The organism is Mesorhizobium sp. WSM4822 (genome assembly GCF_055811155.1).
In genome coordinates this window covers 1-25,734 of the sequence record NZ_JBVVQM010000026.1, presented here as the reverse complement: position 1 = coordinate 25,734, position 25,734 = coordinate 1, and the positions used below count along the sequence as shown (strand labels likewise).

29 protein-coding genes and 1 pseudogene are annotated in these 25,734 nt (G+C 63.7%); 15 read left to right on the top strand and 15 right to left on the bottom strand.

The genetic code is table 11. The annotated features are described in order from the left end of the window. The first annotated feature begins 145 nt into the window (after positions 1-145). From AC0L3E_RS32880 to dnaQ, 4 genes are all read left to right on the top strand, one after another. Positions 146-745: a Maf-like protein gene (locus AC0L3E_RS32880; protein ID WP_473606656.1), complete on the top strand. Its 600-nt coding sequence runs from the start codon at positions 146-148 to the stop codon at positions 743-745. Further along, complete coding sequence (locus tag AC0L3E_RS32875; RefSeq protein WP_473606655.1) at positions 738-1,580, top strand: shikimate dehydrogenase; 843 nt, start codon at positions 738-740, stop codon at positions 1,578-1,580. Before AC0L3E_RS32880 ends, AC0L3E_RS32875 begins: the two co-directional genes overlap by 8 nt. After that, positions 1,577-2,176, top strand: coding sequence for a dephospho-CoA kinase (gene coaE, locus AC0L3E_RS32870; RefSeq protein ID WP_473606654.1), 600 nt, complete (start codon positions 1,577-1,579; stop codon positions 2,174-2,176). The genes AC0L3E_RS32875 and coaE overlap by 4 nt, the downstream gene beginning before the upstream one ends. Before the next feature lie 286 nt (positions 2,177-2,462). Next, a complete protein-coding gene (gene dnaQ, locus AC0L3E_RS32865) occupies positions 2,463-3,164 on the top strand; it encodes a DNA polymerase III subunit epsilon (RefSeq protein WP_473606653.1) in 702 nt (233 codons plus the stop codon). 131 nt (positions 3,165-3,295) lie between these two features. On the opposite strand, the pseudogene AC0L3E_RS32860 reads toward dnaQ, so the two are convergent. Both AC0L3E_RS32860 and secB read right to left on the bottom strand, forming a co-directional pair. Continuing rightward, positions 3,296-3,584, bottom strand: a pseudogene (locus AC0L3E_RS32860) (GIY-YIG nuclease family protein). A 254-nt stretch (positions 3,585-3,838) separates the two neighbouring features. After that, the gene (gene secB / locus AC0L3E_RS32855; RefSeq protein ID WP_023813420.1) at positions 3,839-4,336 is read right to left on the bottom strand and encodes a protein-export chaperone SecB; all 498 of its coding nucleotides are present in this window, start codon (positions 4,334-4,336) and stop codon (positions 3,839-3,841) included. Positions 4,337-4,512: 176 nt separating this feature from the next. Between secB and AC0L3E_RS32850 the strand changes: the two genes are divergently transcribed. Beyond that, positions 4,513-4,986, top strand: coding sequence for a hypothetical protein (locus AC0L3E_RS32850; RefSeq protein ID WP_127331952.1), 474 nt, complete (start codon positions 4,513-4,515; stop codon positions 4,984-4,986). A 31-nt stretch (positions 4,987-5,017) separates the two neighbouring features. Here the strand turns inward: AC0L3E_RS32850 and AC0L3E_RS32845 are convergent, their stop codons facing one another. Continuing rightward, positions 5,018-5,515, bottom strand: coding sequence for an FxsA family protein (locus AC0L3E_RS32845; protein ID WP_128308818.1), 498 nt, complete (start codon positions 5,513-5,515; stop codon positions 5,018-5,020). Between the two features lie 217 nt (positions 5,516-5,732). On the opposite strand from AC0L3E_RS32845, the gene AC0L3E_RS32840 reads away from it, so the two are divergent. Genes AC0L3E_RS32840 through AC0L3E_RS32825 form a run of 4 tightly spaced genes read left to right on the top strand, consistent with a single transcriptional unit; the run spans position 5,733 to position 8,511 of the window. After that, complete coding sequence (locus AC0L3E_RS32840; RefSeq protein WP_127321407.1) at positions 5,733-6,440, top strand: Tim44/TimA family putative adaptor protein; 708 nt, start codon at positions 5,733-5,735, stop codon at positions 6,438-6,440. Between the two features lie 25 nt (positions 6,441-6,465). Then, on the top strand, positions 6,466-7,590 hold the full coding sequence (mltA, locus tag AC0L3E_RS32835) for a murein transglycosylase A (protein WP_473606652.1): 1,125 nt from the start codon (positions 6,466-6,468) through the stop codon (positions 7,588-7,590). Further along, positions 7,587-8,117, top strand: a complete 531-nt coding sequence (locus tag AC0L3E_RS32830) for a Smr/MutS family protein (protein ID WP_127321405.1) — start codon at positions 7,587-7,589, stop codon at positions 8,115-8,117. The genes mltA and AC0L3E_RS32830 overlap by 4 nt, the downstream gene beginning before the upstream one ends. 25 nt (positions 8,118-8,142) lie before the next feature. Next, positions 8,143-8,511 carry a helix-turn-helix domain-containing protein gene (locus tag AC0L3E_RS32825; protein WP_027040326.1) on the top strand — a complete coding sequence of 123 codons (369 nt, stop codon included), beginning with the start codon at positions 8,143-8,145 and terminating at the stop codon, positions 8,509-8,511. A gap of 84 nt (positions 8,512-8,595) precedes the next feature. Here AC0L3E_RS32825 and AC0L3E_RS32820 read toward each other — a convergent pair whose 3' ends face one another. From AC0L3E_RS32820 to AC0L3E_RS32805, 4 genes are all read right to left on the bottom strand, one after another. Further along, entirely contained in the window at positions 8,596-8,763 is a 168-nt protein-coding gene (locus AC0L3E_RS32820; RefSeq protein WP_473606651.1) for a hypothetical protein, read from the bottom strand. A gap of 433 nt (positions 8,764-9,196) precedes the next feature. Then, positions 9,197-9,814 (bottom strand): transglutaminase-like cysteine peptidase, encoded by a 618-nt coding sequence (locus AC0L3E_RS32815; RefSeq protein WP_027040328.1) that lies wholly within the window; start codon positions 9,812-9,814, stop codon positions 9,197-9,199. Positions 9,815-10,047: 233 nt separating this feature from the next. Continuing rightward, positions 10,048-11,325 (bottom strand): polyhydroxyalkanoate depolymerase, encoded by a 1,278-nt coding sequence (locus AC0L3E_RS32810; RefSeq protein ID WP_127268048.1) that lies wholly within the window; start codon positions 11,323-11,325, stop codon positions 10,048-10,050. A gap of 312 nt (positions 11,326-11,637) precedes the next feature. Beyond that, positions 11,638-11,997: a septal ring lytic transglycosylase RlpA family protein gene (locus AC0L3E_RS32805; RefSeq protein WP_127382889.1), complete on the bottom strand. Its 360-nt coding sequence runs from the start codon at positions 11,995-11,997 to the stop codon at positions 11,638-11,640. A 309-nt stretch (positions 11,998-12,306) separates the two neighbouring features. On the opposite strand from AC0L3E_RS32805, the gene AC0L3E_RS32800 reads away from it, so the two are divergent. Next, on the top strand, positions 12,307-12,492 hold the full coding sequence (locus tag AC0L3E_RS32800) for a hypothetical protein (protein WP_164893164.1): 186 nt from the start codon (positions 12,307-12,309) through the stop codon (positions 12,490-12,492). A gap of 56 nt (positions 12,493-12,548) precedes the next feature. On the opposite strand, the gene AC0L3E_RS32795 is transcribed toward AC0L3E_RS32800, so the two are convergent. The 4 genes from AC0L3E_RS32795 to AC0L3E_RS32780 form a co-directional block, all read right to left on the bottom strand. Next, the gene (locus tag AC0L3E_RS32795; RefSeq protein ID WP_128308823.1) at positions 12,549-13,340 is read right to left on the bottom strand and encodes an ATP-binding cassette domain-containing protein; all 792 of its coding nucleotides are present in this window, start codon (positions 13,338-13,340) and stop codon (positions 12,549-12,551) included. 10 nt (positions 13,341-13,350) lie between these two features. Next, positions 13,351-14,127: an ABC transporter permease subunit gene (locus tag AC0L3E_RS32790; RefSeq protein ID WP_473606650.1), complete on the bottom strand. Its 777-nt coding sequence runs from the start codon at positions 14,125-14,127 to the stop codon at positions 13,351-13,353. After that, positions 14,124-15,287: an FMNH2-dependent alkanesulfonate monooxygenase gene (gene ssuD / locus AC0L3E_RS32785; RefSeq protein ID WP_164898686.1), complete on the bottom strand. Its 1,164-nt coding sequence runs from the start codon at positions 15,285-15,287 to the stop codon at positions 14,124-14,126. Before ssuD ends, AC0L3E_RS32790 begins: the two co-directional genes overlap by 4 nt. Positions 15,288-15,378: 91 nt before the next feature. After that, positions 15,379-16,332, bottom strand: coding sequence for a sulfonate ABC transporter substrate-binding protein (locus tag AC0L3E_RS32780; RefSeq protein WP_128308774.1), 954 nt, complete (start codon positions 16,330-16,332; stop codon positions 15,379-15,381). 284 nt (positions 16,333-16,616) lie between these two features. On the opposite strand from AC0L3E_RS32780, the gene AC0L3E_RS32775 reads away from it, so the two are divergent. Continuing rightward, positions 16,617-16,898 carry a GIY-YIG nuclease family protein gene (locus AC0L3E_RS32775; RefSeq protein ID WP_128308775.1) on the top strand — a complete coding sequence of 94 codons (282 nt, stop codon included), beginning with the start codon at positions 16,617-16,619 and terminating at the stop codon, positions 16,896-16,898. A gap of 138 nt (positions 16,899-17,036) precedes the next feature. Here AC0L3E_RS32775 and AC0L3E_RS32770 read toward each other — a convergent pair whose 3' ends face one another. The 4 genes from AC0L3E_RS32770 to tauA form a co-directional block, all read right to left on the bottom strand. Then, positions 17,037-17,222, bottom strand: a complete 186-nt coding sequence (locus AC0L3E_RS32770) for a hypothetical protein (RefSeq protein ID WP_013528709.1) — start codon at positions 17,220-17,222, stop codon at positions 17,037-17,039. Positions 17,223-17,251: 29 nt separating this feature from the next. Further along, complete coding sequence (locus tag AC0L3E_RS32765; protein WP_127808555.1) at positions 17,252-18,112, bottom strand: ABC transporter permease subunit; 861 nt, start codon at positions 18,110-18,112, stop codon at positions 17,252-17,254. Further along, positions 18,109-18,918 carry a taurine ABC transporter ATP-binding protein gene (locus AC0L3E_RS32760; RefSeq protein ID WP_128308776.1) on the bottom strand — a complete coding sequence of 270 codons (810 nt, stop codon included), beginning with the start codon at positions 18,916-18,918 and terminating at the stop codon, positions 18,109-18,111. The genes AC0L3E_RS32765 and AC0L3E_RS32760 overlap by 4 nt, the downstream gene beginning before the upstream one ends. Positions 18,919-19,076: 158 nt before the next feature. Further along, complete coding sequence (gene tauA, locus AC0L3E_RS32755) at positions 19,077-20,090, bottom strand: taurine ABC transporter substrate-binding protein (protein WP_128308777.1); 1,014 nt, start codon at positions 20,088-20,090, stop codon at positions 19,077-19,079. Positions 20,091-20,784: 694 nt separating this feature from the next. Between tauA and AC0L3E_RS32750 the strand changes: the two genes are divergently transcribed. From AC0L3E_RS32750 to AC0L3E_RS32735, 4 genes are all read left to right on the top strand, one after another. Continuing rightward, the gene (locus AC0L3E_RS32750; RefSeq protein ID WP_128308778.1) at positions 20,785-21,261 is read left to right on the top strand and encodes an RrF2 family transcriptional regulator; all 477 of its coding nucleotides are present in this window, start codon (positions 20,785-20,787) and stop codon (positions 21,259-21,261) included. 31 nt (positions 21,262-21,292) lie between these two features. Further along, positions 21,293-22,627, top strand: a complete 1,335-nt coding sequence (locus tag AC0L3E_RS32745; protein ID WP_128308779.1) for an FAD/NAD(P)-binding protein — start codon at positions 21,293-21,295, stop codon at positions 22,625-22,627. A gap of 412 nt (positions 22,628-23,039) precedes the next feature. Continuing rightward, the gene (locus tag AC0L3E_RS32740) at positions 23,040-24,461 is read left to right on the top strand and encodes a pyridoxal-phosphate dependent enzyme (protein WP_127269717.1); all 1,422 of its coding nucleotides are present in this window, start codon (positions 23,040-23,042) and stop codon (positions 24,459-24,461) included. Further along, on the top strand, positions 24,458-25,639 hold the full coding sequence (locus AC0L3E_RS32735; RefSeq protein WP_127269719.1) for a trans-sulfuration enzyme family protein: 1,182 nt from the start codon (positions 24,458-24,460) through the stop codon (positions 25,637-25,639). The genes AC0L3E_RS32740 and AC0L3E_RS32735 overlap by 4 nt, the downstream gene beginning before the upstream one ends. Positions 25,640-25,734 lie beyond the last annotated feature (95 nt).

Below are 25,734 nucleotides of genomic sequence, written 5' to 3'. Positions count from 1 at the left end.
CTCGGGCCGGATGGCCATCCGGCCCGAGGCTCAATCGCTTCCATCGCACATAATCATCTCGTGCAGATACAAGGGGCAGCGCCAACCTTACAGGACTAGAGCTGATCAAACTCCAACCGCGCCTGTGTCTGCGCCCGAGTGCAAAATGACCGAAAAACTCATCCTCGCTTCCGGCAGTCCGTTCCGCAAGGCGATGCTCGTCAATGCCGGCGTCGATGTCGAAGCCGTCCCGGCCAATGTCGACGAGCGCGCGCTCGAGGGGCCGTTGCAGGATAGCGGTGTCTCGCCCGAGGATGTTGCCCTGGTGCTGGCCGAGGCCAAGGCAAGCGAAGTCAGCGAGCGCAGGCCGGGCGCCCTGGTGCTGGGCTGCGACCAGACGCTGTCCCTTGGCGACGAGGTGTTCCACAAGCCGGCCGATAGGGAAGGCGCACGCCGTCATCTGTTGGCGCTGTCGGGCAGGACCCATCAGCTCAACAGCGCCGCGGTGCTGGTCCGCGACGGCGAGGTCTTGTGGCGGCATGTCGGCATCGCCTCGATGACCATGCGCAAGCTCGACCCGGCCTTCATCGGCCGCCATCTCGCCCGCGTCGGCGCCAAGGCGCTGTCCAGCGTCGGCGCCTATCAGATCGAAGGCGAAGGCATTCAATTGTTCGAGAAAATCGAAGGCGACCATTTCACGATTGTCGGCTTGCCGCTGTTGTCGCTGCTTGCCGAACTGCGCACGCTGGGAGCGATCGATGGCTGAGGCGTCAAAGAAGGCTTTCGTCACCGGCCATCCGGTCAAGCATTCGCGCTCGCCGAAGATCCATGGCCACTGGCTGGCCAAACATGGCATCGACGGAAGCTACCAGGCCATCGATGTCGCGCCGCAGGATTTTGCCGAGTTCGTGAACACGCTGCAGGCAAACAATTACCGCGGCGGCAACATCACCATCCCGCACAAGGAAGCGGCCTTCGCATTGGCCGAACGCCGCGACGAGGCGGCGCAAGAAATCGGCGCCGTCAACACGCTGTGGTTCGAGGACGGCGTCCTGTGGGCCGGCAACACCGACGGTCACGGCTTTGCCGCCAACCTCGACGATCATGCACCGGGCTGGGCAAGCAAGGGTCCGGCGGTGGTGCTCGGCGCCGGCGGTGCGTCGCGCGCGGTCATCCATGCGTTGAAGCAACGCGGCGTTGCCGACATCCGCATCGTCAACCGCACTCTGGCCCGAGCGCAGGAATTGAGGGATCGTTTCGGCGCCGGCGTGTCGGCGCATGGCATGGCGGCGACCGATGAACTGCTCGGCGATGCCGGCCTGCTGGTTAACACCACAGCGCTCGGCATGCATGGCAATGAAGGCCTGTCGGCCGATCCCGCCCGGCTGCCCGACCATGCCATCGTCACCGACATCGTCTATGTGCCGCTGGAGACGCCGCTGCTCGCCGCCGCCCGCGCGCGAAATCTGAAGACGGTCGACGGCCTCGGCATGCTGCTGCATCAGGCCGTGCCCGGCTTCGAACGCTGGTTCGGCGTCAGGCCGCGGGTGACGGCCGAACTCCGGGCGCTGATCGTCGCCGATCTGGTGCCGAAGCCATGATCGTTCTCGGCCTCACCGGCTCCATCGGCATGGGCAAGTCGACCACGGCCAGGATGTTCGCTGACGCCGGCGTGCCGGTCCATGATTCCGACGAGACGGTGCATCGCCTCTATGCCGGCAAGGCAGCCCCCCTGGTCGAGGCCGCCTTTCCCGGCACCACATCCGCCGGCGTGGTCGATCGTGCCAAACTTGGCGCGCGTGTGCTCGGCGATGCCGCCGCGCTGAAGCAGCTCGAGACCATCATCCACCCGCTGGTGCGCGCCGATGCCGATGCCTTCCTGGCCAAGCATCGTAACGCCAGCGAATCGATCGCGGTGCTCGACATTCCCCTGCTGTTCGAAACCGGCGGCCGCAACCGCGTCGACAAGGTCGTCGTGGTCACAGCACCAGCCGAGATCCAGCGCCAGCGTGTGCTGGCGCGGCCGGGCATGACGGAAGAAAAACTGGCATCGATCCTGGCCAAGCAGGTGCCGGACGTGGACAAGCGCCGCCAGGCCGATTTCGTCGTCGACACCGGGCAGGGGATGGAAGCCGCGCGCGCGGCGGTCAATGCGATCATCAGGCAGCTGATAGGAGTCGGCAAACCAGGCCGCTGACACTGGCTGATGTTGGCGCCGCCCCTCATCTGCCTGCCGGCATCTTCTCCCCGTATAGTGACGGGGAGAAGGACGCTGTCGCAAAGGATTTCGCCAATCTCCAAGGTTTCGGAAAGGGAGCCGAGGTTGCGGCCAGCCCACTTCTCCCCGTCACTATAGGGGGAGAAGTGCCCGGCAGGGCGATGAGGGGCAGCGCAAACCTGTGGCGATTGCCTTGATCAGCTTCGTTTCCCATTGCCATTTTGTTCCGGTCTCACGATTCTGCTCCTTTGGAGCGACTGATTCGATGCGTGAGATCATCTTCGACACGGAAACCACCGGCCTCGATTCGCGCGACGACCGCGTCATCGAGCTGGGCGGCGTCGAGCTGGTCAACCGTTTCCCGACCGGCAGGACCTTCCACCACTACATCAACCCGCAAGGCCGCGCGATCCACGCCGAGGCACAGGCCGTGCACGGCATCAGCGCGGCGGATCTCGCGGGCAAGCCAACCTTTGCCGAGATTGTGCAGGAGTGGCTGGACTTCACCGACGGCGCCAAGCTGGTCGCCCACAACGCCACTTTCGATGTCGGCTTCCTCAACGTCGAATTCGGCCGGCTTGGTCACCCGGTCATAGACAATGGTTTTGTCGTCGACACGCTGGCGCTGGCGCGCCGCAAGCACCCGATGGGCCCCAATTCGCTCGATGCGCTCTGCCGGCGCTACGGCATCGACAACACCAAGCGCACCAAGCACGGCGCCCTGCTCGATTCCGAATTGCTGGCCGAGGTCTATATCGAGCTGATCGGCGGCAAGCAGGCGGCCCTCATCCTCGACAGCGCCACCGCGCCGGCGCAAGGCGAGAATGTCCGCCAGATCGAAATCATCATCAGCCAGCGCCCGGCACCCCTGCCGCCGCGTGTCACCGAAGCCGAACGCGCCGCGCACGCCGGCATGGTCGGGACGCTTGGCGAAAAGGCGCTGTGGCTGAAGGTTGCGGCTGGCTGAGCAACTACTGACCGAAACCCTCGCGTCTTCGTCATCCTAGGGCGGAGCAGGAGCGAAGCGACGTTGCGGAGACCCTAGGATCCATGCCGTGACAGTGGTGCAGTGCTCCGGCGGTGCAAGAAACCGAACGCCTACCACCCCGTCCCGCGAAACAGCTCGAACCATTCCGGATTGGTCTTTTCGATCAATTCGATCCTTCCATTGGCGCGGCCAGCGTTTCAGCGACTTCTCGCGCTGGATGGCATCGGTGATATCGAAAAATTCTTCGTACCAGACCAGCCGCTGAACACCGTAGCGGCTGGTGAAGCGCGAGCCCTCACCGGATTTGTGCTCCGGCATGCGGCGACCGAGATCGTTGGTGACACCGATATAGATGGTGCCGGCCTTCTGGCTCGCAGTCATGTAGACATAGCCGGTCATCGTTTTAGCGTAGCGAGCATAGGCGCGGGGGCAAGCCCCATTCTGATCCGTTGCATTCTAAGGCACACGTCACGGCATGGATCCTAGGGTCTGCGCTGCGTCGCTTCGCTCCTTGCTTCGCCCTAGGATGACGAAGACGGGAGGGCTAGGCCATTCGAAGGGCGCCGGCGCCTCAGCTATCTCTCCAGCACCTCAAACAGAAAACCCGGCGCGAGGCCGGGTTCTCAGAAAACAACAGCGATGGCAGGCAGGCCTCAGCTCACCTTGACCTTGGACGCCTCGTCCTCGGCCAGCTTCTGCTGGAACATCTGGGCGAAGTCGATGGGGTCGAGCATCAGCGGCGGGAAGCCGCCATTGCGGGTTGCCTCGGCGATGATCTGGCGGGCGAACGGGAACAAAAGGCGCGGGCATTCGATGAACAGGATCGGCAGCATGTGCTCCTGCGGAAAACCTGCGATGGCGAACACGCCGCCATAGACCAACTCGACATTGAACAGCACTTCCTGGTCGAAGGACGCCTTGGCGTTCAGCGTCAGATTGACGTCGAACTGCTTGTCGGAGAGCGGGTTGGCGTTGACGTTGACGTTGATGGCGATGCCCGGCGCCTTGTCGCGGCCGCGCAGCGAATTGGGCGCGCCGGGGCTTTCGAAGGACAGGTCCTTCACATATTGCGCCAGAACGTTGAGCGACGGCTGCGCCGCATTGCCGTTTCCGTTGGCTGCGCCGACCGGCGCGTCATCTTTGCTGGCCATAAGCCTTGTCCTCTTGCCTGGGCAGCGTCGCTGACCGAATTGAAATCGGGCGTTCGCTACCATGGCAGGGATGACAAGACAAGGTTTGCCGCCTTGCGGTAGTGGGTAGCGTCACATTTGATTTTCAGTTTCAATCACATGGCGTCAAACTGCTATTCTGCGCGTCGAGGGTCCAGATGATCACACCCAAGAATTTGACGGCCAAGCTGCGGTCGGTACCGCAAGCCAAGTCTATTTTCGACAAGATGGCTGAGTTGCCCCTTTGGGATGCCGCATACCTTCTCCTGAGGTCCGAATTTTTGCTCAATATGATTGAGTTCGATGCCGGACTTCGCAACGCGCCTTTCGTCGAAGATACTGCCGTGCCGCCTAAGCCGCTTATCGGCCCGCGCCGTACCATATTGAGATTCAATCCGCATGAAATGATGGTCCTTCGACTGAAGGCCGCCCACCCCGCCGCAACCGACGCCTGCCTCCTGGAAGCCATCGAGGCAGCCCGCGAGTTGCAAAGCCAAAAAGCATGGAAACTGATGATGGACGCCGATTTCTCTAGGGCGCGCTCAGCGACTACGTTGCAAGAGGAATGGCCCGGTTTCGAACAGAAGACCTACGAGTTGGCCTATCATGATTTCCGAGTGGCGAACCGATGATAGGTAGGGGTCTGCCGTCTTGGACGGCGCCCTAGTCGTCCTTCAGCCGCCGCCACGGCGAGTTGTGATCCGGGCCGCGCTTGAAATCGTCCTCGCGTGAATAATCGCCATCGTCGAGGTCGATGACCCTGTCGCGCCGGCCACGAAAACCGCCGGTCGAGAAATCGGTGGCGACGACAATGCGGCCCTTGAACCGGCTCCAGGCAAAATCGCGCAATGGCGGCAGGAACAGCAGCAGGCCGATGATGTCTGATATGAAGCCGGGGATGATGAGGAGGATCGCCGCAACCACGATCATGGCGCCGTGCGCAAGGTGGCGGCTGGGGTTCTGGCCGGCGGCCATCTCGGTGCGGATGCGGGCCATCACACCAAAGCCCTGGTATCGGAGCAAAAGCACGCCGGCGATGCTCGAGGCCAGCACGAGGCCGACCGTCGCCAGCGCGCCGACCTCGCGGCCGACGATGACGAAACCGGCGATTTCCAGCAGCGGAAGCGCGAGGAGAAAGAAGGGAAGCAGCGAAATGCGCAAGTCTTGCCAACCTTTTTCGATTGTTATGATCGTTTCGATTGTTTTGGCCGCCAGCGAGCAATCGCCGCTGGCACTGAGGCTGTTAGATAGGTATGCCTGCCTTTGATTTGAATGATTGCGCCTTGCGTTCTATATGCTTTGAATGTTGAACGCTATGCGACCGTGGCCATTGGGCCTGACGGTCCGGCCACAGGGCAGGGATTGATTGGCGGAAGATATGGGATTCTTCGACTTCGGCACGATTTTCTTCCTGATTGCGGCGGTGGTCATCTTTTTCCAGCTGCGCAATGTGCTGGGCCGCCGCACCGGCAGCGAACGGCCGCCCTTCGATCCCTATTCGGCGGCTCGCACCGGCGACAAGGATGCCGCCCAGAAATCCGAAAACGTCGTCTCGCTGCCGCGCAAGCGCGCGCCAGGCGAGCCGGCTCCAGACACCTATGCCGCGATCGACGCTTTCGCCAAGCCCGATACCGACCTCAACAAGGGCCTGCGCAGCATCAAGGACAATGATCCGTCCTTCGAGCCGAAGGGTTTCGTCGACGGCGCCAAGATGGCTTACGAGATGATCGTCATGGCCTATGCCGACGGTGATCGAAAAACGCTGAAGAACCTGTTGTCGCGCGAGGTCTATGACGGTTTTGTCGCCGCCATCGGCGAGCGCGAGGCCAAGGCGGAAAAGATCCAGTCCTCCTTCGTCGGCATCGACAAGGCCGACATCGTCTCGGCCGAGATGAAGGGCGGCGAGGCGCATGTCACGCTGCGCATCATCAGCGAGCTGATTTCGGCGACCCGCGACAAGGCAGGCGCGGTCATCGACGGCGACCCGGAAACCGTTGCCGAGGTCAAGGATGTCTGGACCTTCGCCCGCGACACGCGCTCGCGCGATCCGAACTGGAAGCTCGTCGCCACCGAGGAAGAAGACTAGTTCGGAAACACGCGGCGAGGCTCCGGTGTCGCTATCGCCTCTTTTTGTCGAGAAAGCCTTTGGCGACCTGCCCGGCTGGGACGATGACGACCATCTGGCGGCCTTCGCCGCCTTTCGCCGCTCGGCCTTCCAGGTCCTGACCAAACCCTATCGCAGCGGTACGCTCGGCGTCGACTTCCACGCTTTTGCCGATGCCTACGCGGAGGCGCGGACCGTTTCGCCGGCGAATCGGTCGCCGGTTTTGAGCCGCGGGGAAGCCCGCGCCTTCTTCGAGCGCCATTTTTCCCCGGCGCTTATCCCTGCCGAACATGGCGGCGCCGGGCTCGTCACCGGGTTCTACGAACCGCAAGTCGAGGCGTCACCGGTGCGCACGGACCGGTTTTCGCTGCCGTTGCTGTCGCGCCCGGCCGATCTCGTCGATATCGATGACGCAAACCGACCGCCCGGCCTGGACCCCTACCTCGCTTTCGCGCGCCAGACGCCGGCCGGACCGGTCGAGTATCCCGACCGTGGCGAGATCGGGCGTGGCGCGCTTGATGGCAAGGGTCTGGAAATCGCCTGGCTGGCCGACAAGGTCGATGCGTTCTTCATTCACGTGCAAGGTGCCGCACGCCTCGCCATGACCGACGGCCGGCTTGTCCGCGTCACCTATGCCGCCAAATCCGGCCAGCACTTCACCGGACCCGGCAAGATCCTGAGCGAGATTGGCGAGATCCCGCTGGCGGAGGTGACGATGCAGTCGATCCGCGCCTGGTTCAAGGCGCATCCGGACCGTATCGACGAGATACTGTGGCAGAACCGCTCCTACATCTTCTTCCGCCCGGCCGATGTCGAGGACGCCGCCCTTGGCCCGATCGCCGCCGCCAAGGTGCCGCTGACGCCGGGCCGCTCCATTGCCGTCGACCGCCTGCAGCATACATTCGGCACGCCGTTTTACATCGACGCGCCGACGCTGACTGCTTTCGACGCAAAACCGTTCCGCCGCCTGATGATCGCGCAGGACACCGGCTCGGCCATCACCGGACCGGCGCGGGGCGACCTGTTCGCCGGTTCGGGCGATGCCGCGGGCGAGATCGCCGGCGTGGTCCGCAATGCCGCGGATTTTTATGCGCTGGTGCCGCGCGCGCTCGTTGCGGGTGCGGTCCGATGACCCGGCGTCCGGACAAGCTCAGCGAGGATGACCGGGTTCTGTGGAACCTGGTGGCGCGCACGGCCAAGCCGCTGAAGGGCAAATTCGCCGTCGACATCCCCGACATTGCCGCCGAGGCTAGGCCAAATCAGCCGCAGCCGGCCCAGCCTGCTGCCAACGCCGCAGGGACCGCAAAGCCGAAGGCTCAGCAAGTCACGCACCGCCTCGACGAGCCGACGCTGGACAAATTATCGAAAGGCCGACTGCCGATCGAGGGCCGCGTCGACCTGCACGGCATGACGCAGGACGAGGCTTATTCGCTGCTGTTTTCGTTCCTGCACCGGGCGCATGCCGGCGGCGTCCGCTATGTCCTGGTCATCACCGGCAAGGGCTCGTCCTCCGGCGGCGATGGCGTGTTGCGGCGCGCGGTGCCGGCCTGGCTGTCGACGCCTGCCTTCCGGCCGCTGGTCTCCAGCCACGACCATGCCGCCCGAAACCATGGCGGTTCGGGTGCGCTCTATATCCGCCTGCGGCGGGCGCGCCTGTGAGGAGTTCTATCATGAGGGCGGGGACATGACCCCGTTCGGAGAGAAGCTGCGCACGCTACGAGGCGAACGCGGTGTCCGCCAGAAGGACATGGCGGCGGCGATCGGCGTCAGCGCCGCTTATCTGTCGGCGCTCGAACATGGCAGGCGCGGTGCCCCGACCTGGACGCTGATCCAGAAGATCATCGGCTATTTCAACATCATCTGGGACGATGCCGAGGAACTGGCGCGGCTGGCCGAAGCCTCGCACCCGCGTGTAAAACTCGACACGTCGGGTCTTTCCCCCGCTGCCACCGAGCTTGCCAATCTGCTGGCCGAAAACATCGAGAAACTCGACGAGGCCGAGCTTCGCCGCATCACTGCATCGATCCGCGCGGCGTTGAACCAGCGGCCGTAGCCGACGATCCGAGCGTGATGCAGGTTCGCCTGCCTCAGCAGGAAACTGCCCGCCGGCGGACCGCCAGCGGGCACAGTGGTGAGATCATTTCTTGCCGGCCGTGCCATTTCCGCCCCGGCCGTGATCGCCATTGCCGCCATGGCCATTGTTTCCACCGCCCAGGCAGTCCGACGCCCCGGCTTCACCGCAACAGCGGCCGGCCCAGAGGTCGTTGAGGTTGGTTTTGGAACAGCTGGTGGTCTGATCGGCCATGGCGGATCCGGCCATGCTCGACACCGCGAGAGCGGCAAGAAGGGTGTTTCGCAGAAAAGCAGTCATCTGAAGTCTCCATGGTTGGTTTCGGTTCACGGCTGTGTGTCGCTGGCCGGAGCGAAATGGTTCACGGAGAAATGCGAAAATTCATTGGGGGGCGGTCGCGGTGGGAAATATTGGCAGACGTCGCGCTGCCCCTCATCCGCCTGCCGGCACCTTCTCCCCGTATAGTGACGGGGAGAAGGGTGCAGCCGCGCGGTTGGCGCTTACGATGTTGATGATTGGCGAAAGCGACGATGAAGGCGTCTTTCTCCCCGTCCCTATACGGGGAGAAATGTCCGGCAGGACAATGAGGGGCGGCGGCGACCTATGATGTGAAAGCAGCTAAAGCGCGCCACAAGAACGCGACGTGCCGGAATGGGCGTACCAAAACCTACTGAACCGCGCCGACCAGAACTTGCTGGCCACCGCGGATCGAGACCCAGCGGCCGGTGTTGTCGATCGCCTGCCGCTTGAGGAAGCGGTAACCGGTCGCGTCCCATGGTTTGACCTTGTCGGTCAGATTGTCGAGCACATAGTCGCCCTCGTCGGTGCGCACCGTCAGCACGGCGTGGCCCTCGCCGTCGGGCTTGCGCACGACGGTGATCAGCAGATCGGCAAGCGATATGCTCATGCGTGAAAGCTGGCGCCGCTTTTCCAGCACATAGTCCTCGCAATCGCCGACGCCCTTGTCGGGATAGGCCCAGACCTCGTCCTTGCCGTAGATGTCCATGTCGCTCATCGGCTTGACGGCGGCATTGACCCTGGCAGTGACATTGAGGAGCTTGCGCATCAGCCCGTCGCTCATCGGAGCCGGCGCCAGATTGGTCGGGCGGATCGAGCACTCGCCCGGATGCAGCTTGCAGAAATCATAGTGGCCAATCGGCTGCGAGGTGAGACCCCCGGTCGCCATCGCTCCACCCGCCAAAGCCGGTGCCACCCAGCCCGCCGTCACTGCCAGCCCGGCCGCCACATACACGCGCAGCCGCTGCGCCATCGATGAGGAAATCATTGTCCCCGCTCACCCTTTGTTATTAACGAAAGGTTAAGGGGGATTTACAGTCCGTGTCAATTACGACGACGGTCGGATTGTCGGCATGGTTACCCGAGGGGCTGGACAGCGGCACTTGTGCAACAGAATCGGCCAGCCAGCCGGCTTTTACGGGTCAATCTCACGGTTTGTCGCCGTTAAGCTTGGTTCTATGCAGGTCGTCGTCCAAAAATCCGCAATTTGGGCGACTTGCATTATCTCTTGGCGGCGCGGACCAGCTTCGGTTTCACCGCGACACGCTCCTGGCGGCCATAGCTGGTGATGAAGTCGACGATGCGCGGCACGATTTCGGAACGGAAGCGCGAACCGTTGAACACGCCGTAATGGCCAACCGCCGGCTGCATGTAGTGGGCATGCCGCTCAGCCGGGATATTGGGGCACAGATCATGCGCCGCCTTGGTCTGGCCAAGGCCCGATATGTCGTCGTTCTCGCCTTCGACCGTGAACAGCGCGACGTTGCGGATCGCCGACGGATCGATCCTGGTGCCGCGATGCGTCATCTCGCCCTTGGGCAAGGCCTGGCGAACGAAGACGGTGTCGACGGTCTGCAGATAAAACTCCGCCGTCAGGTCCATGACAGCCAGATACTCGTCGTAGAAATCGCGGTGCTTCTCGGCATTGTCGCCATCATGCTTCACCAGATGCATGAAGAAGTCCTTGTGGGCGATGATGTGGCGGTCGAGGTTCATGCTCATGAAGCCGGACAGCTGCAGGAAACCGGGATAGACCTCGCGGCCGAAGCCCGGCACCGGCCAGGGCGCATGCATCACGACATTGTCGCGGAACCAGTCGATGCCCTTTTCCTGCGCCAGCAGATTGACCGCGGTCGGATTGCTGCGGGTGTCGATCGGGCCGCCCATCAAGGTCATGGTCGAGGGCACGAAGGGGTCGCCCTTCGTTTCCATCAGCGCCACGGCGGCCAGCACCGGCACCGAAGGTTGGCACACCGCCATCACATGCGTGTCCGGCCCCAGCGTGTGCAGCATGTCGATGACGTAATCGATGTAGTCGTCGAGATCGAATTGGCCGTCGGCAAGCGGCACCATGCGGGCATCGACCCAGTCGGTGATATGCACGTCGGCATAGGGCAGCATCGCTTCCACCGTGCCGCGCAGCAGCGTCGCATAATGGCCCGACATCGGCGCCACGATGAGAAGCTTCGGATCGGGCTTGCGCCCGGCGGGCACGGCACGCTCGAAGCGGACGAGATTGCAGAACGGCTTCGACCAGACGGTCTTCTCGGTGACCTCGACGCTCTTCCAGTCGACCACGGTCTTGCTCAGGCCGAAGGCCGGCTTGCCGTAGCGGCGCGTGGTGCGCTCGAACAGTTCGGCCGTCGCCGCGATCGAACGGCCCCATTGCGTGTGGGAAAACGGATTGAGCGGATTGGAATAGAACATCCGCACCGCGTCGGCATAGAGGCGCGCGGGCTGCAAGGCGGCGTGGTTCATTTCATAGAGCTGGTAGAACATCGAGAACCCCGCTGCTGCCTGCGACCGAAGGGACGACGAGCAGCGCCGAGCCCTAGATGTCTCGCGGGGAAGTTAACAACTAATTGCTGCGATGCAATACGTCACGCTGCGTGACCAATGCTTCTTTGGTTCAAGGCCATGGAAATCGGGGCCGAACGGCGCCAGCCGGCTCAGTGTGCGGCTGCGAAATGTGTAGGCAATGTGTCCGGCCCTTTTGCCGGACACCCGACATGATCCCGAAAAGTGGATTCCGGTTTTCGCTTTGCGAACCTCCGGTTCTGCAGGGAGGTCATGGTCCAAGAAAAGGCCACTCTAGACGCGCGCCATGCACACGGAAGTGTGGCCGGAGCCGATGAAGCCGAGCTGGCCGGCGGCACCCTTCGACAGGTCGAGCACGCGTCCCTTGATGAACGGACCGCGATCGTTGATGCGCACGACGACGCTGCGGCCGTTGTTCTTGTTGGTCACCTTGAGCTTGGTGCCGAAAGGCAAGGTGCGATGCGCGGCGGTCAGCGCCGACGGGTTCATGCGCTCGCCCGAGGCGGTCTTGGAGTGCAGGGCATACCACGAGGCGCGGCCGCACTGGGCGGCGGCGGTCGCCGAAGAAGCGCCGACCATCAGGCCAGCAGCGATCGTTACCGCGACAAGCGCGGTCTGTTTTGAGTTCTTCATATTTGAGGGATGGCTCCGTTTTTGACAGACCCCAGCCGTTAGGTGCCAAATAAGGCGCGAAATGCGGCAGTGATCTGGCGGTTCCGTGGCAATGGCACACGTTTGGAGTCGCTGGGTAACAGTCTGTCAGGGATTTTCCGGCACGCGATGGTCAATCAATGAAGATTTTTGTGTTGAGGTCAGACGTCCGTTTGACAAGATCGAACATTAATATCCAAGTAGAGCCCGGCATGGTCGGGCCACTTCCTTCGGCTCTTTTATCGCGGCCCCGATGCTGAGACCAATCGACTTCAAAAGGGAGATCCGGCAATGAGGCTGACAAAAAATCTGCTGGCCTTGATTGTGCTTGCCGTCGGCGCGCTGTGGTCGCTGCAAGGCGTCGGCGTTGTCGGCGGCAGCTTCATGACCGGCCAGTCGCAATGGCTGTATATCGGTGTCGTCACCATGCTGGTCGGGCTGGGGGGATTGGTGTGGGCGAACCGTTCTCGAGGGTGAGCTTCGAAGAAAGGTCGACCCCCACTCCGCCAATTGCGGCGCCGCCCCCAACAAACCTACCCGAACAGCCGATCCAGAATCTTGCCTTCCAGCCGCGCAAGCTCGACCGAACCGGGTCGGCGCGGCCGTTCGACCGGGACATCCAGATCAAGCGCGATCCGGCCTTCGCTGATCACCACGACCCGATCGGCCAGCGCGACCGCTTCGGCGACATCATGCGTGACCAGCACGGCGGTGAACTTCTGCGCGATCCAGATGCGTTCCAGAAGCTGCTGCATCTCGATGCGGGTCAGGGCGTCGAGTGCGCCGAGCGGCTCGTCGAGAGCCAGGATCTGCGGGTGGCCGACCAGCGCGCGGGCCAGCGCCACGCGCTGCTTCTGACCTCCCGACAGCACCGAAGGCCATTCGTCGGCCCGGTCGGCAAGCCCGACCTCGCCGAGAATGTCGAGCGCGCGTTGCCTTGCCTCGGCGCCGGAAGCAATCCCGGTCAGCCCGACCTCGACGTTTTTCACCACGCTGGCCCAGGGCAGGAGCCGTGGTTCCTGGAACATGAAGCGCGTGCGGCTGTGTCCTTCCTCTTCTACGCCGAATGTCAGCGATCCCGATGTCGGCCGATCGAGCCCGGCCAGAAGCCGCAAAAGCGTGCTCTTGCCGCAGCCGCTCTTGCCGATGACGGCAAGGAACTGTCCGGCCGGCACGTCCAGGTCGATGCCGTCGAGCACGGTCTTGTCGCCGAAGCGCTTGCCGGCTTGCCTGAAGGCAAAGGCCCGCTGCCCTTCGACGGAGCCGATCGGCCGCACCGGCGTGGCGACGAAGGAACGGGCTGCGGTCAGGCTGGCGGCGGTCATGGGCAATCTCTCATCCGTTCTGGAAGGCCGGATGCCAGCCGAGCGACAGCCGCTCGAGCAGGCGGGCGAGGCTGTCGGCAAGCTTGCCGAGCAGCGCGTAGATCAGGATCGACAGCACGACGACGTCGATCAGCAGGAATCCGCGCGCCTGCATGGCCATGTAGCCGAGGCCGGAGCTGGCCGAAATGGTTTCGGCGACGATCAGCGTCAGCCACATGATGCCCAGGGCATAGCGCAGGCCGACGAAGATCGCCGGCAGCGCACCGGGCAGGATGACGCGGAAGAACAGGGCGCGCCGGTCCATGCCGTAGACGCGGCCCATCTCGACCAGATGCGGGTCGACGCTCTGGATGCCGAGCAGCGTGTTGACGTAGATCGGAAAGAACACGCCGAGCGCCACCAGGAACAGTTTGGCTTCCTCGTCGATGCCGAACCACAGGATGACCAGCGGGATCAGCGCCAGGTGCGGGATGTTGCGGATCATCTGCAGCGTCGTATCGGTCAGGCCGCGGCTGAGCGTCGACAGCCCGTTGGCAAGGCCAAGCGCAAAGCCGATCGAGCCGCCGATGGCGAAGCCGGCAAGGGCGCGCGCGGTCGAAACGCCGATGTTGCGGACCAGTTCGCCCGACAGCGTCAGCCGCCAGAAGGCCTCGGCGACCGCACTTGGCGCCGGCAGCACGTTGGCGGGCATGACGCCCGCGCGGCTGGCCATCTCCCAGCCGGCAATAACCAGCGCCGGCAGCAGCCAGCCGATGGCATTGTTATGCAGGCGCGTGGCAACGCTCATGACGAAGCCTGCAGGCGGTTGGCGCCATGGAAGCCGACCGAGAATTCGTTGGCGATGTTCTCATGCGCCCGCTGCCGCCTGGTGCCGAGCCCGAGTTTCGGGAATAGAAGCTCGGCGACGCGGTAGGCCTCCTCGAGATGCGGATAGCCCGAGCCGATGATGGTATCGATGCCGATCGCCTGGTATTCGCGGATGCGCTCGGTGATCTGTTCCGGCGTGCCGACCAGCGCCGTGCCGGCGCCGCCGCGCACCAGCCCGACACCGGCCCACAGATTGGGCGAGACGACCAGCCTGTCACGGCGTCCGCCATGCAATTGCGCCATGCGGCGCTGGCCAACCGAATCCATCTGGTTGAGGAAGCGCGCCTGCGCATTTTCGATCTGGGCGTCGGTGACATGGCTGATCAGCCGGTCGGCGGCGCGCCAGGCTTCGTCCTCGGTCTCACGGACGATGAAATGCAGCCTGATGCCGAAACGCAGTTTTCTGCCGCGCAGTGCCGCTTTTGCGCGCGCCGCAGCCAGCTTCTCGGCAACCTGCGCCGGCGGTTCGCCCCAGGTCAGATAAATGTCGACGAGGTCGGCGGCGAGGTCCTGGCCTGCGTCCGACGACCCGCCGAAATAGAGCGGCGGCCGCTCCTGGTGCGGCAGAAGGTCGAGGCGGCCATTCTCGACGCGGTAATATTTGCCGTCGAAATTGACCCGCTCGCCGGACACCAGGCCGCGCCAGATGGTCAGGAACTCATGCGCCTGGGCATAGCGCTCGTCATGCGGCAGGAAGACGCCGTCGCCGGCGAGCTCGGTCGGGTTGCCGCCGACCACGACATTGAGCAGCAGGCGGCCATTGCTCAAGCGGTCGAGTGCGGCGGTCTGGCGCGCGGCGAAAGTCGGCAGCGTGACACCCGGCCGCAGCGCAACGAGAAACTTCAGCTTTTCGGTCAGCGTCGCGAGACCTGCCGCGGTGATCCAGGAATCCTCGCAGTTCTGACCCGTGGGCAGCAGCACGCCGGGAAAGCCGAGCCGGTCGACCGCTTGCGCGATCTCCTTGAAGTAGCCGAATTCGGGCGGTCGCTGCTGCTCCTCGGAACCGAGATAAGAACCGTCGCCATGCGTCGGGATGAACCAGAAGAAATCGAGCGGCGCAGTGCTGGCAGGCGCGGTCATGTCTGGCACAGTCACGGGCGGATCTCCTGTAGATATGGGTGCAAACGCAAATGGCGCCGGGCGTACTCACCCGGCGCCGTCAGGGGACAAGTTAGTTGCCGGGTGCCGTCCACACCGCGTCGGAGATGCGGACCGCTTTCGGGATCAGCCCGAGCTTGTAGAAGCGGTCGGCGGTGGCCTGCTGGCCGGCGATGATCTCGTCGGTGATCGGAAAGATGCCGAACTTGGTGCGGTTGGCGGCGATGATCTGCGCGTCGAGCGGCACACCGGTCACCTCATGCAGCGCCGCGGCCACCTTGTCGCGGTTCTGGTCGGCCCATTTCGCCGCCTCGCCAAGCGCCGATATCGTCGTGGTGATGGTTTCGGGGTGCGCCTTGGCGAAATCCTTGTTGGCGAGGAAGTAGGTGTTGACCTTGAGCACCTCGCTGGAGCGGGCCAGCACACGCGGCTGGTAGCGGGTTTCGGCGATGGCGAAGAACGGATCCCAAACGCTCCAGGCATCGATCTGGTCGCTGGCGAAGGCTGCGGCTGCATCCGCCGGGCTGAGATAGACCGGCGTGATCTGGTCGAAGGCAAGGCCAGCCTTTTCCAGCGCCGCGACGAGCAGATTATGCGCGCTGGTGCCCTTGCCGACGCCGACGCGCTTGCCCTTGAGGTCGGCGACCGACTGGATCGGCGATGCCGGCTTGACGAAGATCGCCTCGCCGTCGCCATTCGACGGCAGCGCCGCCGCATACACGATGTTTGCGCCGGCCGACTGGCCGAAGATCGGCGGTGCGTCGCCGGTCCAGCCGACATCGATGGCGCCGACATTGAGCGCCTCGACCAGCGGCGGCCCGGCGGTGAACTCGACCCATTTGACCGTCACGCCCTTGTCTTCAAGGGCCTTTTCGATCACCTGCTGCTGTCTGGCGATCACCGGCAGGCCGGTCTTCTGATAGCCGATGCTGAGCTGCTTCAGCTCCTGCGCTGTGGCGCCGGATGACACGGCAACCGTCGCCGCCAGCAGGCCGATGCCGAAAACACGTCTCGTTAGATTGAACATTGATCCCTCTCCTTCGCTGCGGATCGGCGCCGGAAATGGCCTCGCCGGTTGGAAGATGGATCAGGCTAGGTAGTTCTATAAATTTAGTAGAGGAATGATTTTGCGAGTTGAGGCATCGATGTGGAATTGTCTTCTACGGCAACCCAGAATTCGTCATCCTAGGGCGGAGCAAGGAGCGAAGCGACGCGGCGCAGACCCTAGGATCCATGCCGTGACATTGGCTTTAGGATGCAACGGATCAGAATGGCGCTTGCACGCCCACCAACGCGGGCTACCCTTCAACCATGACCGGCTACGTCTACATGACCGCGAGCCAGAAGCGCGGCACGATCTATATTGGTGTCACCAATGACCTCGGCCGCCGCATGCCGGAGCACAAATCCGGTGAGGGCTCGCGATTCACCAGTCGCTACGGCGTGCAACGCCTTGTCTGGTACGAGGAGTATTTCGACATCACCATCCAGCGCGAGAAGTCACTGAAGCGCTGGCCACGTCAATGGAAGATCGAGTTGATCGAAAAAGCCAATCCAGAGTGGTTCGAGCTTTTTCGTGGAACCGGCTGGTAGGCGCTCGGTTTCTTTCACCGCCGGAGCATGGCATCACCGTCGCGGCATGGATCCTAGGGTTGCGCTGCGTCGCTTCGCTCCTTGCTCCGCCCTAGGATGACGAAGACGCGGGGACGGCGCAAAGTCGCACCACCCCCTTCACTGCGACCAATACTGCCAGGCCCAGTAAAAACTCTCGTCGCGTGGCGGCAGGCGGTCGCGCTCGGCGTCCCAGCGGACCGGCGTTGGCGATTTCGGTTGCTGTTCCAGCGGCTGGCTTTCCCTGGTCCAGGCGAGAAGCCAGTTACCGGCTTGGGCGAACAGCACGGCGGTGGAATGGGTCATCGTCATTCTCCTGCTCCTCTGGGCTCGGATCATTCGCGTCCCGCCCACGGGACGAGCACGCGCTCGATCCTGCGGATGGTGAATTCGAGCACGAAGGCGATGGCCGCGATCACCAGTATGCCCATCACCACCACGTCGGTGACGAGGAACTGGGCGGCCGACTGGATCATGAAGCCAAGTCCGCGCGTCGCCGCCACCAGTTCGGCCGCCACCAGCGTCGACCAGCCGGCGCCGAGCGCGATGCGCAGACCGGTCAGGATCGACGGCAGCGCGCTGGGCAGGATGACGTGGCGGACCACTTGGCGCTGGGTAGCGCCCAGCGAGCGCGCCGCGTTGATGCGTTCCTGCGAGACGCCGCGAACGCCGGACGCGGTCGACAGCGCCACCGGCGCCAGCATGGCAATGGCGATCACTAGGATCTTCGACGGCTCGCCGATGCCGAACCAGATGATGACCAGCGGCAGGTAGGCGAGCGGCGGGATCGGCCGCAGGAATTCCAGCAACGGATCGAAGATGCCGCGCCCGATGGTGCTGATGCCGATGGCGAGACCAACCGGCACGCCAATGGCAAGGGCGGCGACCAGCGCGGCGAATACCCGGCCCAGGCTGGCGACGGCATGCTGCAGCAGGGTCGCATCGACGAAGCCGTCACGGGCGACGGTGATGAACTTGTTCCACACGGCGGCAGGCGATGGCAGAAACACTGGCGACACCAGTTGCAGGCGGGCCGACAGCGCCCACAGCGCCAGCACCATCAGGATGGTCACCGCGCTGACCGCGCGCGCCGAAACGCCTTTGCGTTTCGGGCTGGGCCGCGACCACGGCACCGACAGGCCATCGGCCTCGTCGATCTTGTGTCCCGCCCGCTCGGTGTAGGAGGTAACGGTCATGCCGCCTCTCCTTCGAAGATCGCGTCGGTCAATTCGCCACGCGCCACCGCAAAAGCCGGATCGGCCTTGATGGTGCGGATGGCTTCGCCCGATGCGTAGCGCCTGGAGAAGCCGGGTTCAAAAGTCCGCACCACGCGGCCCGGACCGGGCGCCAGCACGACGATGCGGGTGGCCAGCACCAGCGCCTCCTCGATGCCGTGCGTCACCATCAGCACGCCGACCTCGCTTGCCGTCCACAAATCGAGCAGCGTCGTCTGCATGCGCTCGCGCGTCAGCGCATCGAGCGCGCCGAGCGGTTCGTCGAGCAGCAGGAATTCCGGTTCGGCGGCGAGCGCCCGGGCCAGGCCGACACGCTGCCGCATGCCGCCGGAAAGCTCCCAGATGCGCTTGTCGCCGGCGTCGGTGAGCTTCACCAGCGCCAGCAACTCATCGGCGCGCTGGGCCCGCTCTGCGGGCCTGACGCCGCGCAGCCTGAGCGCGAAGGCGACGTTTTCGCGCGCCGTCAGCCATGGGAACAGCGCGTCGTTCTGGAACACCACCGCCCGGTCCGAACCAGGTGCTGTGATCGGCTTGCCGTTGATGGAGGCGCGCCCGCGTGCCGGCGCGACAAGGCCGGCGGCGACGTTGAGCAGCGAGGTCTTGCCGCAGCCGGACCGGCCGACGAGCACGACGAAATCGCCCTTGGCGACATCGATCGACACAAGCTCGACGGCAGGCTCCGCCTGGCCGTCATAGTGGATCGAGACCTTGTCCAATACGAGATGGGGGTCCAGTACGAGATGGGGGTCGAGCACGAGATGCGGCATGGATGCCTCGCGGTTCGTTGAAATCCGACTGCCCCGGCCCTCAGCGGTTCCGGGGCAGGCAGCACGCGGCGTCAGGGAAGAAGCGCGCGGGCCGGGTTCAGAGCAATTCCAGGAAAAGTGTGAAGCGGTTTTCCGTCCGGAATTGCGTTAAACGAGTACTAGTTCGAGGCAAGCGCCTCTGTGACGTATTTCGACGACACGTATTTCGAATAGTCCGGCAGCACGGCGTCGATCTTGCCTTGCTCCTTGAGGAAGGCGGATGTCGCTTCCACCGCCTTGACCGTGCCGCCGCCGAGGAATTTGTCGGAGGCCTGCTCTTCGAGCGTTGGGAAGACATAGCCCTTGAGCAGCTGCGGCACTTCTTCCAGCTTGGCGCCGGTGAGCTTGGCGATCGCGGCTGCCTGCGGCGACGACACCGACCAGGCGCCGGGTTTGGCGAGGAACTCGGCATAGGACGCGCCCGTCACCTTGACGAAGTCGCGCACCGCTTCCGGGTTCTTTTCGGCGAAGTCGGTGCGCACGATCCAGGCGTCGAAGGTTGGCGCGCCCCAGGCGGCGACCTGCGAGGAATCCACCACCACCTTGCCCGTCGTCTTGATCTGGCCGAGCGCCGGATCCCAGACATAAGCCGCGTCGATGTCGCCACGCGAGAATGCGGCGGCGATTTCCGGTGGCCTGAGATTGAGGATCTCGACCGACTTCGGATCCACGCCCTCATGCTTCAACGCGGCGAGCAGGCTGTAATGCGTCGTCGAGACGAACGGCACGGCGACCTTCTTGCCGGCGAGGTCGGCGACTTTCTCGATGCCGGCGCCGTTGCGCGCCACCAGCGCCTCGGATTCGCCGATCAGGCCGACGATAAAGATGGTCTGGATCGGCAATTCGCGGCTAGCCGCCGCCGCCAGCGGGCTCGAGCCGACATAGCCGATATCGACCGAACCGGAAGCGACCGCGGCGATGACATCGGCGCCGGAATCGAATTTGCGCCAGTCGATTACTGCCTTCGTCTCCTTTTCATAGGTGCCGTCGGCCTGCGGCACTTTCGAAGGCTCGACCACCGTTTGATAGCCGATGGTGATCTTGAGGTCGTCGGCATGGGCCGGGCCGAGGAAGGCCGCGCCGGCAAGCGCCGCCGACGAGAGGAGAACAATGCGTCGCGAAATGGTGGACATGAAGGGCTCCTGAAAAGAGAAAAATCGGAATGCCCCATGATAGTCCGCTAATTCTATTAGGTTTGTAGAGTTAAATCCTTCCAACGAAGGCGGGCTTGTTAGAAAAAAGCTGTCGGTGACGGAGCACCCGAGCGCATATGGCGGCTGCACCCGCCATCATCGCCCCGATGACAAATCGCATACGAACAAGAATGGCGCTCCGCGAGCCTCCCGACTTCGTCATCCTATGGTCTGCGCGACGGAGCTTCGCTCCTGCTCCGCCCGTGAATGACGAAGTTAGGTACGCTTCGGTACTCAACTCTGTGCCGTTCACGCACGAATGATAGGTTCTTACCCAGGCCAATATCAGGCAAATCCATACCTCAAACAGCGGCCGATTTAGAAAACCTATCCCGCGTGTTCGAGGGTAAGTATAGTAATCTTATCGACATTGAGACTGGAGGCGACGATGAGCAGTCACCATATCGCGACGATCGCGCCCTCAAAGTCGTGCGCTTTTGTGTCCCTGTGGGCACAAAGGCTGGCCAAAGTGGCCGGCGCGGCTTGAAAACGAAGCAAAATCAGCAGTTCTCGGCTTGTACATCATGTCACTAGAATTTATGTGTCATGCGGGCTCGGACGCGGCGGCAACGCCCGCCAGGCGTTTTGCAACCGATGGTTCCATGCCGTCGCATGCCAGAGAAATTTTGATCTCATGCTCACCAAAAAAGGTAAGTACGGCCTCAAGGCGCTTGTCCACCTCGCGCGCTTGCCGGCCGGACAGCTCGCCTTCGTCAACGACGTCGCCACCGGCAACAACATCCCGAAGAAGTTTCTCGACGCCATCCTGGGCGAGTTGCGCAATGCCGGCTTCGTCCAGAGCCGCAAGGGCAAGGATGGCGGCTATCGCTTGGCGCGCCCCGCCGATGAGATCAAGGTCGGCCATGTCGTGCGCGTCCTCGACGGTCCGCTGGCGCCGATCCCCTGCGCCAGCCGCACCCAGTACCAGCGCTGTGAAGATTGCAACGAGGCGACATGCCAAGTCCGACATCTGATGCTCGAGGTCCGGCAGGCGATCGCCGAGGTGCTCGATCAGCGCAGCCTCGCCGAAATGCGCGATATCTCTCTCGACGACCCGCCGGTTGCGAGGGGCATCGGCGATCTGCCGGTCGCGGTGAAGGTCCAGGCCTGACACTGGCGTTGCGCAGAGCGAAGGCACGCCTATGACCGGGCGCGCCAACTCCATCATCATTGTCGGCGGCGGCGCCAGCGGCGTCGTGCTGGCCGCACATCTCCTGAAGTCGCCCAATCCCGACCTGCGCGTCACGCTGATCGAAAGGCGCCCGCATTTCGGCCAGGGCATCGCCTATTCGACGCTGCTGTCGGCGCATGTCTTGAATGTCAGTGCCGCCGGCATGAGCGCCTATGCCGACGATCCCGGCAATTTCTGGCGCTGGCTGCAGGAGCGCGGCCTGGCAACGGCCGAGCAGGCACCCTTCTATGCGCCGCGCAGCATCTATGCCCGTTACCTCGGCGAGTTGCTCGACGAGCTGCAGGCGCGCGAAAAGCAGACCGGGCGGCTTCGGTTGATCCGCGAGGAAAGCCTCTCGATCACGCCCACCGCATCCGGTGTCGAAGTGGCGCTGGCCAACGGCACCAGCGTCGTTGCGCATCTCGCCGTGCTGGCAACCGGCCACGACGAGGAGCCGGCGCAAGGCCATGCCATCAGGATGGGATCGGAAGCCGACACAGCACTTCCCCCTGACGCCGGCGTCATGGTGCTGGGCACCGGCCTGAGCATGGTCGATGCCTTCCTGGCGCTGGAACAGCGCGGCCATCGCGGCGACATCATAGCTGTGTCGCGGCGCGGCCTGTTGCCCTCGCCGCATCGCAAGGGCAATCCGATCAAGCTCGACGTCGCCGACATTCCGCTCGGCACCCAGCTCTCCTATTTCGTCGGCTGGTTCCGCGACCTGATCAAGGAAAACCAGAAGGCCGGCATCGACTGGCGCGACGTCGTCGACGGCCTGCGGCCGTTCAACCAGAAGATCTGGCAGAACTGGCCGGCTTCCGCCAAGCGCCGCTTCGTCGAGCACACCAAGGCATGGTGGGACATCCACCGCCATCGCATGGCGCCCGAGGTCTACGCCCGTGTCACCGAAGCCGTGCAATCCGGCCGCATTCGCCTGGTCGCCGGCCGCGTAGTCGACATCGCGCGCAACGGCAATTTCACCGTCCAGGTCCAGTCGCGCCACACGCAGCGTCTCGAGACCTTCGAGGTCGCCCGCATCTACGATTGCTCTGGTATCGTCAGGGACATCTCGACCTCGTCGAACAGCGTCGTGCGCTCGCTGGTCGACCGCGGTCTGGCACGGCCGGATCCGCTGCGCATCGGCCTCGATGTATCGGCCAAATGCGAGATCATCGCCGGCGACGGAACCATCTCTGCCAAGATCCTCGCCGTCGGCCCGCTGACGCGCGGCACCTTCTTCGAGATCGACGCCATTCCCGATATCCGCGTGCAATGTGCGAGGCTGAGCAAGCAGCTGCTCGGCTGAGAGCTCCGCGCAAATCCCAACGCCGTCGTCATCCTAGGGCGGAGCAGGAGCGAAGCGACGTCGCGGAGACCCTAGGATCCATGCCGCGACCTGCGAGCTTTGCGGCGGTGCAAACCTGTCGATGGAGCCGGATGCTTCCAAATTAATTCTGCACCGCTGCATTCTTCGACCAATGTCACGGCATGGATCCTAGGGTCTACACTCCGCTTCGCGTCGCTTCGCCCTAGGATGACGAACGCGCGGAGGGTTCGCCTGACTTCGAAGCCACTCTCGCCAACGCAAACCCGGAATTTCATTCCGCATCTGGCCGGTTGATTGGCACGATCTATCTTCTTTCCAACTGCAAAGGGCTGGAAAAGAGGATACGCTGCCGCCCTGCCCAGAGGCGGTCGCTTGGTCATGGAGCATCGATATGAGCGAGCATGAGATCGCCGCAGCCGACGAATTGTCCCGCCTGCGTCCGCCCTACAAATCGGTGCTCGACCTGATCGGCCAGACGCCGGTTGTCGAGCTGACCAAATTCGATACCGGCAAATGCCGGCTGTTCATCAAGCTTGAAAGCCAGAACCCCGGCGGCTCGATCAAGGACCGTATCGCACTGTCGATGATCGCCGCGGCTGAAAAGCAGGGCAAGCTCCGGCGCGGCGGCACCATCGTCGAGGCGACCGCCGGCAATACCGGCCTCGGCCTTGCCCAGGTCGGCATCCCCAAGGGCTACCGCATCGTGCTGGTCGTGCCCGACAAGATGTCGCGCGAAAAGATCCAGCATCTGCGCGCGCTCGGCGCCGAGGTGCGCATGACGCGCTCCGATGTCGGCAAGGGCCATGCCGAATATTACCAGGACATGGCCGAGAAGATCGCTGCGGAAACGCCCGGCGCCTTCTATGCCAACCAGTTCGCCAACCCGGCCAATCCGCTGGCGCATGAAACCACCACCGGCCCGGAGATCTTTTCGCAGCTCGACGGTGACGTCGATGCGGTGGTCGTCGGCGTCGGCTCCGGCGGTACGCTGACCGGGCTTGGCCGCTACTTCGCCAAAGTGTCGCCGAAGACCGAAATGGTGCTGGCCGATCCGGTCGGCTCGGTGCTGGCGCCGCTGATCAAGACCGGCAAGATGGAAGAGGCCGGCAGCTGGACCGTCGAAGGCATCGGCGAGGATTTCGTGCCGCCCAACGCCGATCTGTCGCTGGTCAAGAAGGCCTATTCGATCCCCGACAAGCAGAGCATGCTGGCCGTGCGCGACCTCTTGTCGAAGGAAGGTATCCTCGCCGGCTCATCCTCGGGCACGCTTTTGTCCGCCGCGCTGCGCTATTGCCGCGAGCAGACGGTGCCCAAACGCGTCGTCACCTTCGTCTGCGACAGCGGCAACAAATACCTGTCGAAAGTGTTCGACGATTTCTGGCTGGCGGAGCAGGGGCTGGCCGAGCACGAGCAGCATGGCGACCTGCGCGATCTGGTGATGCGCTCGCACCGCACCGGCGACACCGTCTATGTCGGCCCGGACGAAAGCCTGCTCAATGCCTATGGCCGCATGCGCCGTTCCGATGTCTCGCAGCTGCCGGTGCTCGACAATGGCAAGCTCGTCGGCATCGTCGACGAAAGCGACATTCTGGCCAAGGTCGACGGCCCCTATGACGGCCGCTGGGAGCGCTTCAACGGCCCGGTGCGCACGGCCATGACCTCCAATCTGCACACGCTGCAGGCCAGCCAGACGCTGGATGCGCTGCTGCCGGTCTTCGACCGCAACGAGGTCGCCATCATCTTCGACGGCGACGAGTTCGTCGGCCTGATTACCCGCATCGACCTGATCAACCATTTGAGGCGCGCACGATGACCGCTGAAACACCACCACCGGGCAAGAACCGTCTGGCTTTCTCGACGCGTACCATCCATGGCGGCCAGAGCCACGACCCGCTGACCGGCGCGGTGATGGTGCCGATCTACGCCACCTCGACCTTTGCCCAGCAATCGCCCGGCGTGCACAAGGGTTTTGAATATGCCCGCAGCCAGAACCCGACGCGCTTTGCCTTCGAGCGCGCCGTGGCCGACCTCGAAAGCGGCTCGGCCGCCTTTGCCTTCGCGTCCGGCCTGGCGGCGATCGCCACCGTGCTGGAGCTGCTCGATTCCGGCGCTCACATCGTCGCCACCGACGACATCTATGGCGGCTCGTTCCGGTTGATGGAGCGGGTGCGCAAACGCTCGGCCAATCTGCAGGTCTCGTTCGTCGACTTCACCGACCTCGCCGCCGTCGAGGCCGCGATCCGGCCCGAGACGAAAATGCTGTGGGTCGAGACGCCGACCAACCCGCTGCTGCGCATCGTCGACCTCGAAGGCGTCGCCGCACTCGCCAGGCGCAAGGGCATTTTGTCGGTCGCCGACAACACGTTCTGCAGCCCTTATATTCAACGCCCGCTGGAGCTCGGCATCGACATCGTGGTGCATTCGACCACCAAATATCTCAACGGCCATTCCGATATGGTCGGCGGCGTCGCCGTGGTCGGCGACAACAAGGATCTCTCCGCCCAGCTGAAATTCCTGCAGAACGCCATCGGTGCCATCTCGGGCCCGTTCGACAGCTTTCTGGCGCTGCGCGGGCTGAAGACGCTGGCGCTGCGCATGGAGCGTCATTCCGCCAACGGGCTGAAGATCGCGCAGTGGCTGGAAGCGCGCCGCGACGTGCGCCGCGTCATCTATCCCGGCCTCGCCAGCCACCCGCAGCACGCCGTCGCCGTCCAGCAGATGCACGCCTTCGGCGGCATGATCACAGCCGTGCTCGACCGCGACCTCGCCGGCACCAAAAAGTTCCTCGAACGCACGCAGCTGTTCACGCTGGCCGAAAGCCTCGGCGGCGTGGAGAGCCTGATCGAGCATCCGGCACTGATGACGCACGGCTCCATTCCGGCCGAGAAACGGGCCGAGATCGGTATATCGGATTCGCTGGTAAGATTGTCGGCGGGGATCGAGGATGGAGATGATCTGATCGCGGATTTGGAGCAGGCGCTGGGGGGATAGACCCTCAAATCGCCAAAATCGGCGCCGCCCCTTGTATCTGCACGAGATGATTATGTGCGATGGAAGCGATTGAGCCTCGGGCCGGATGGCCATCC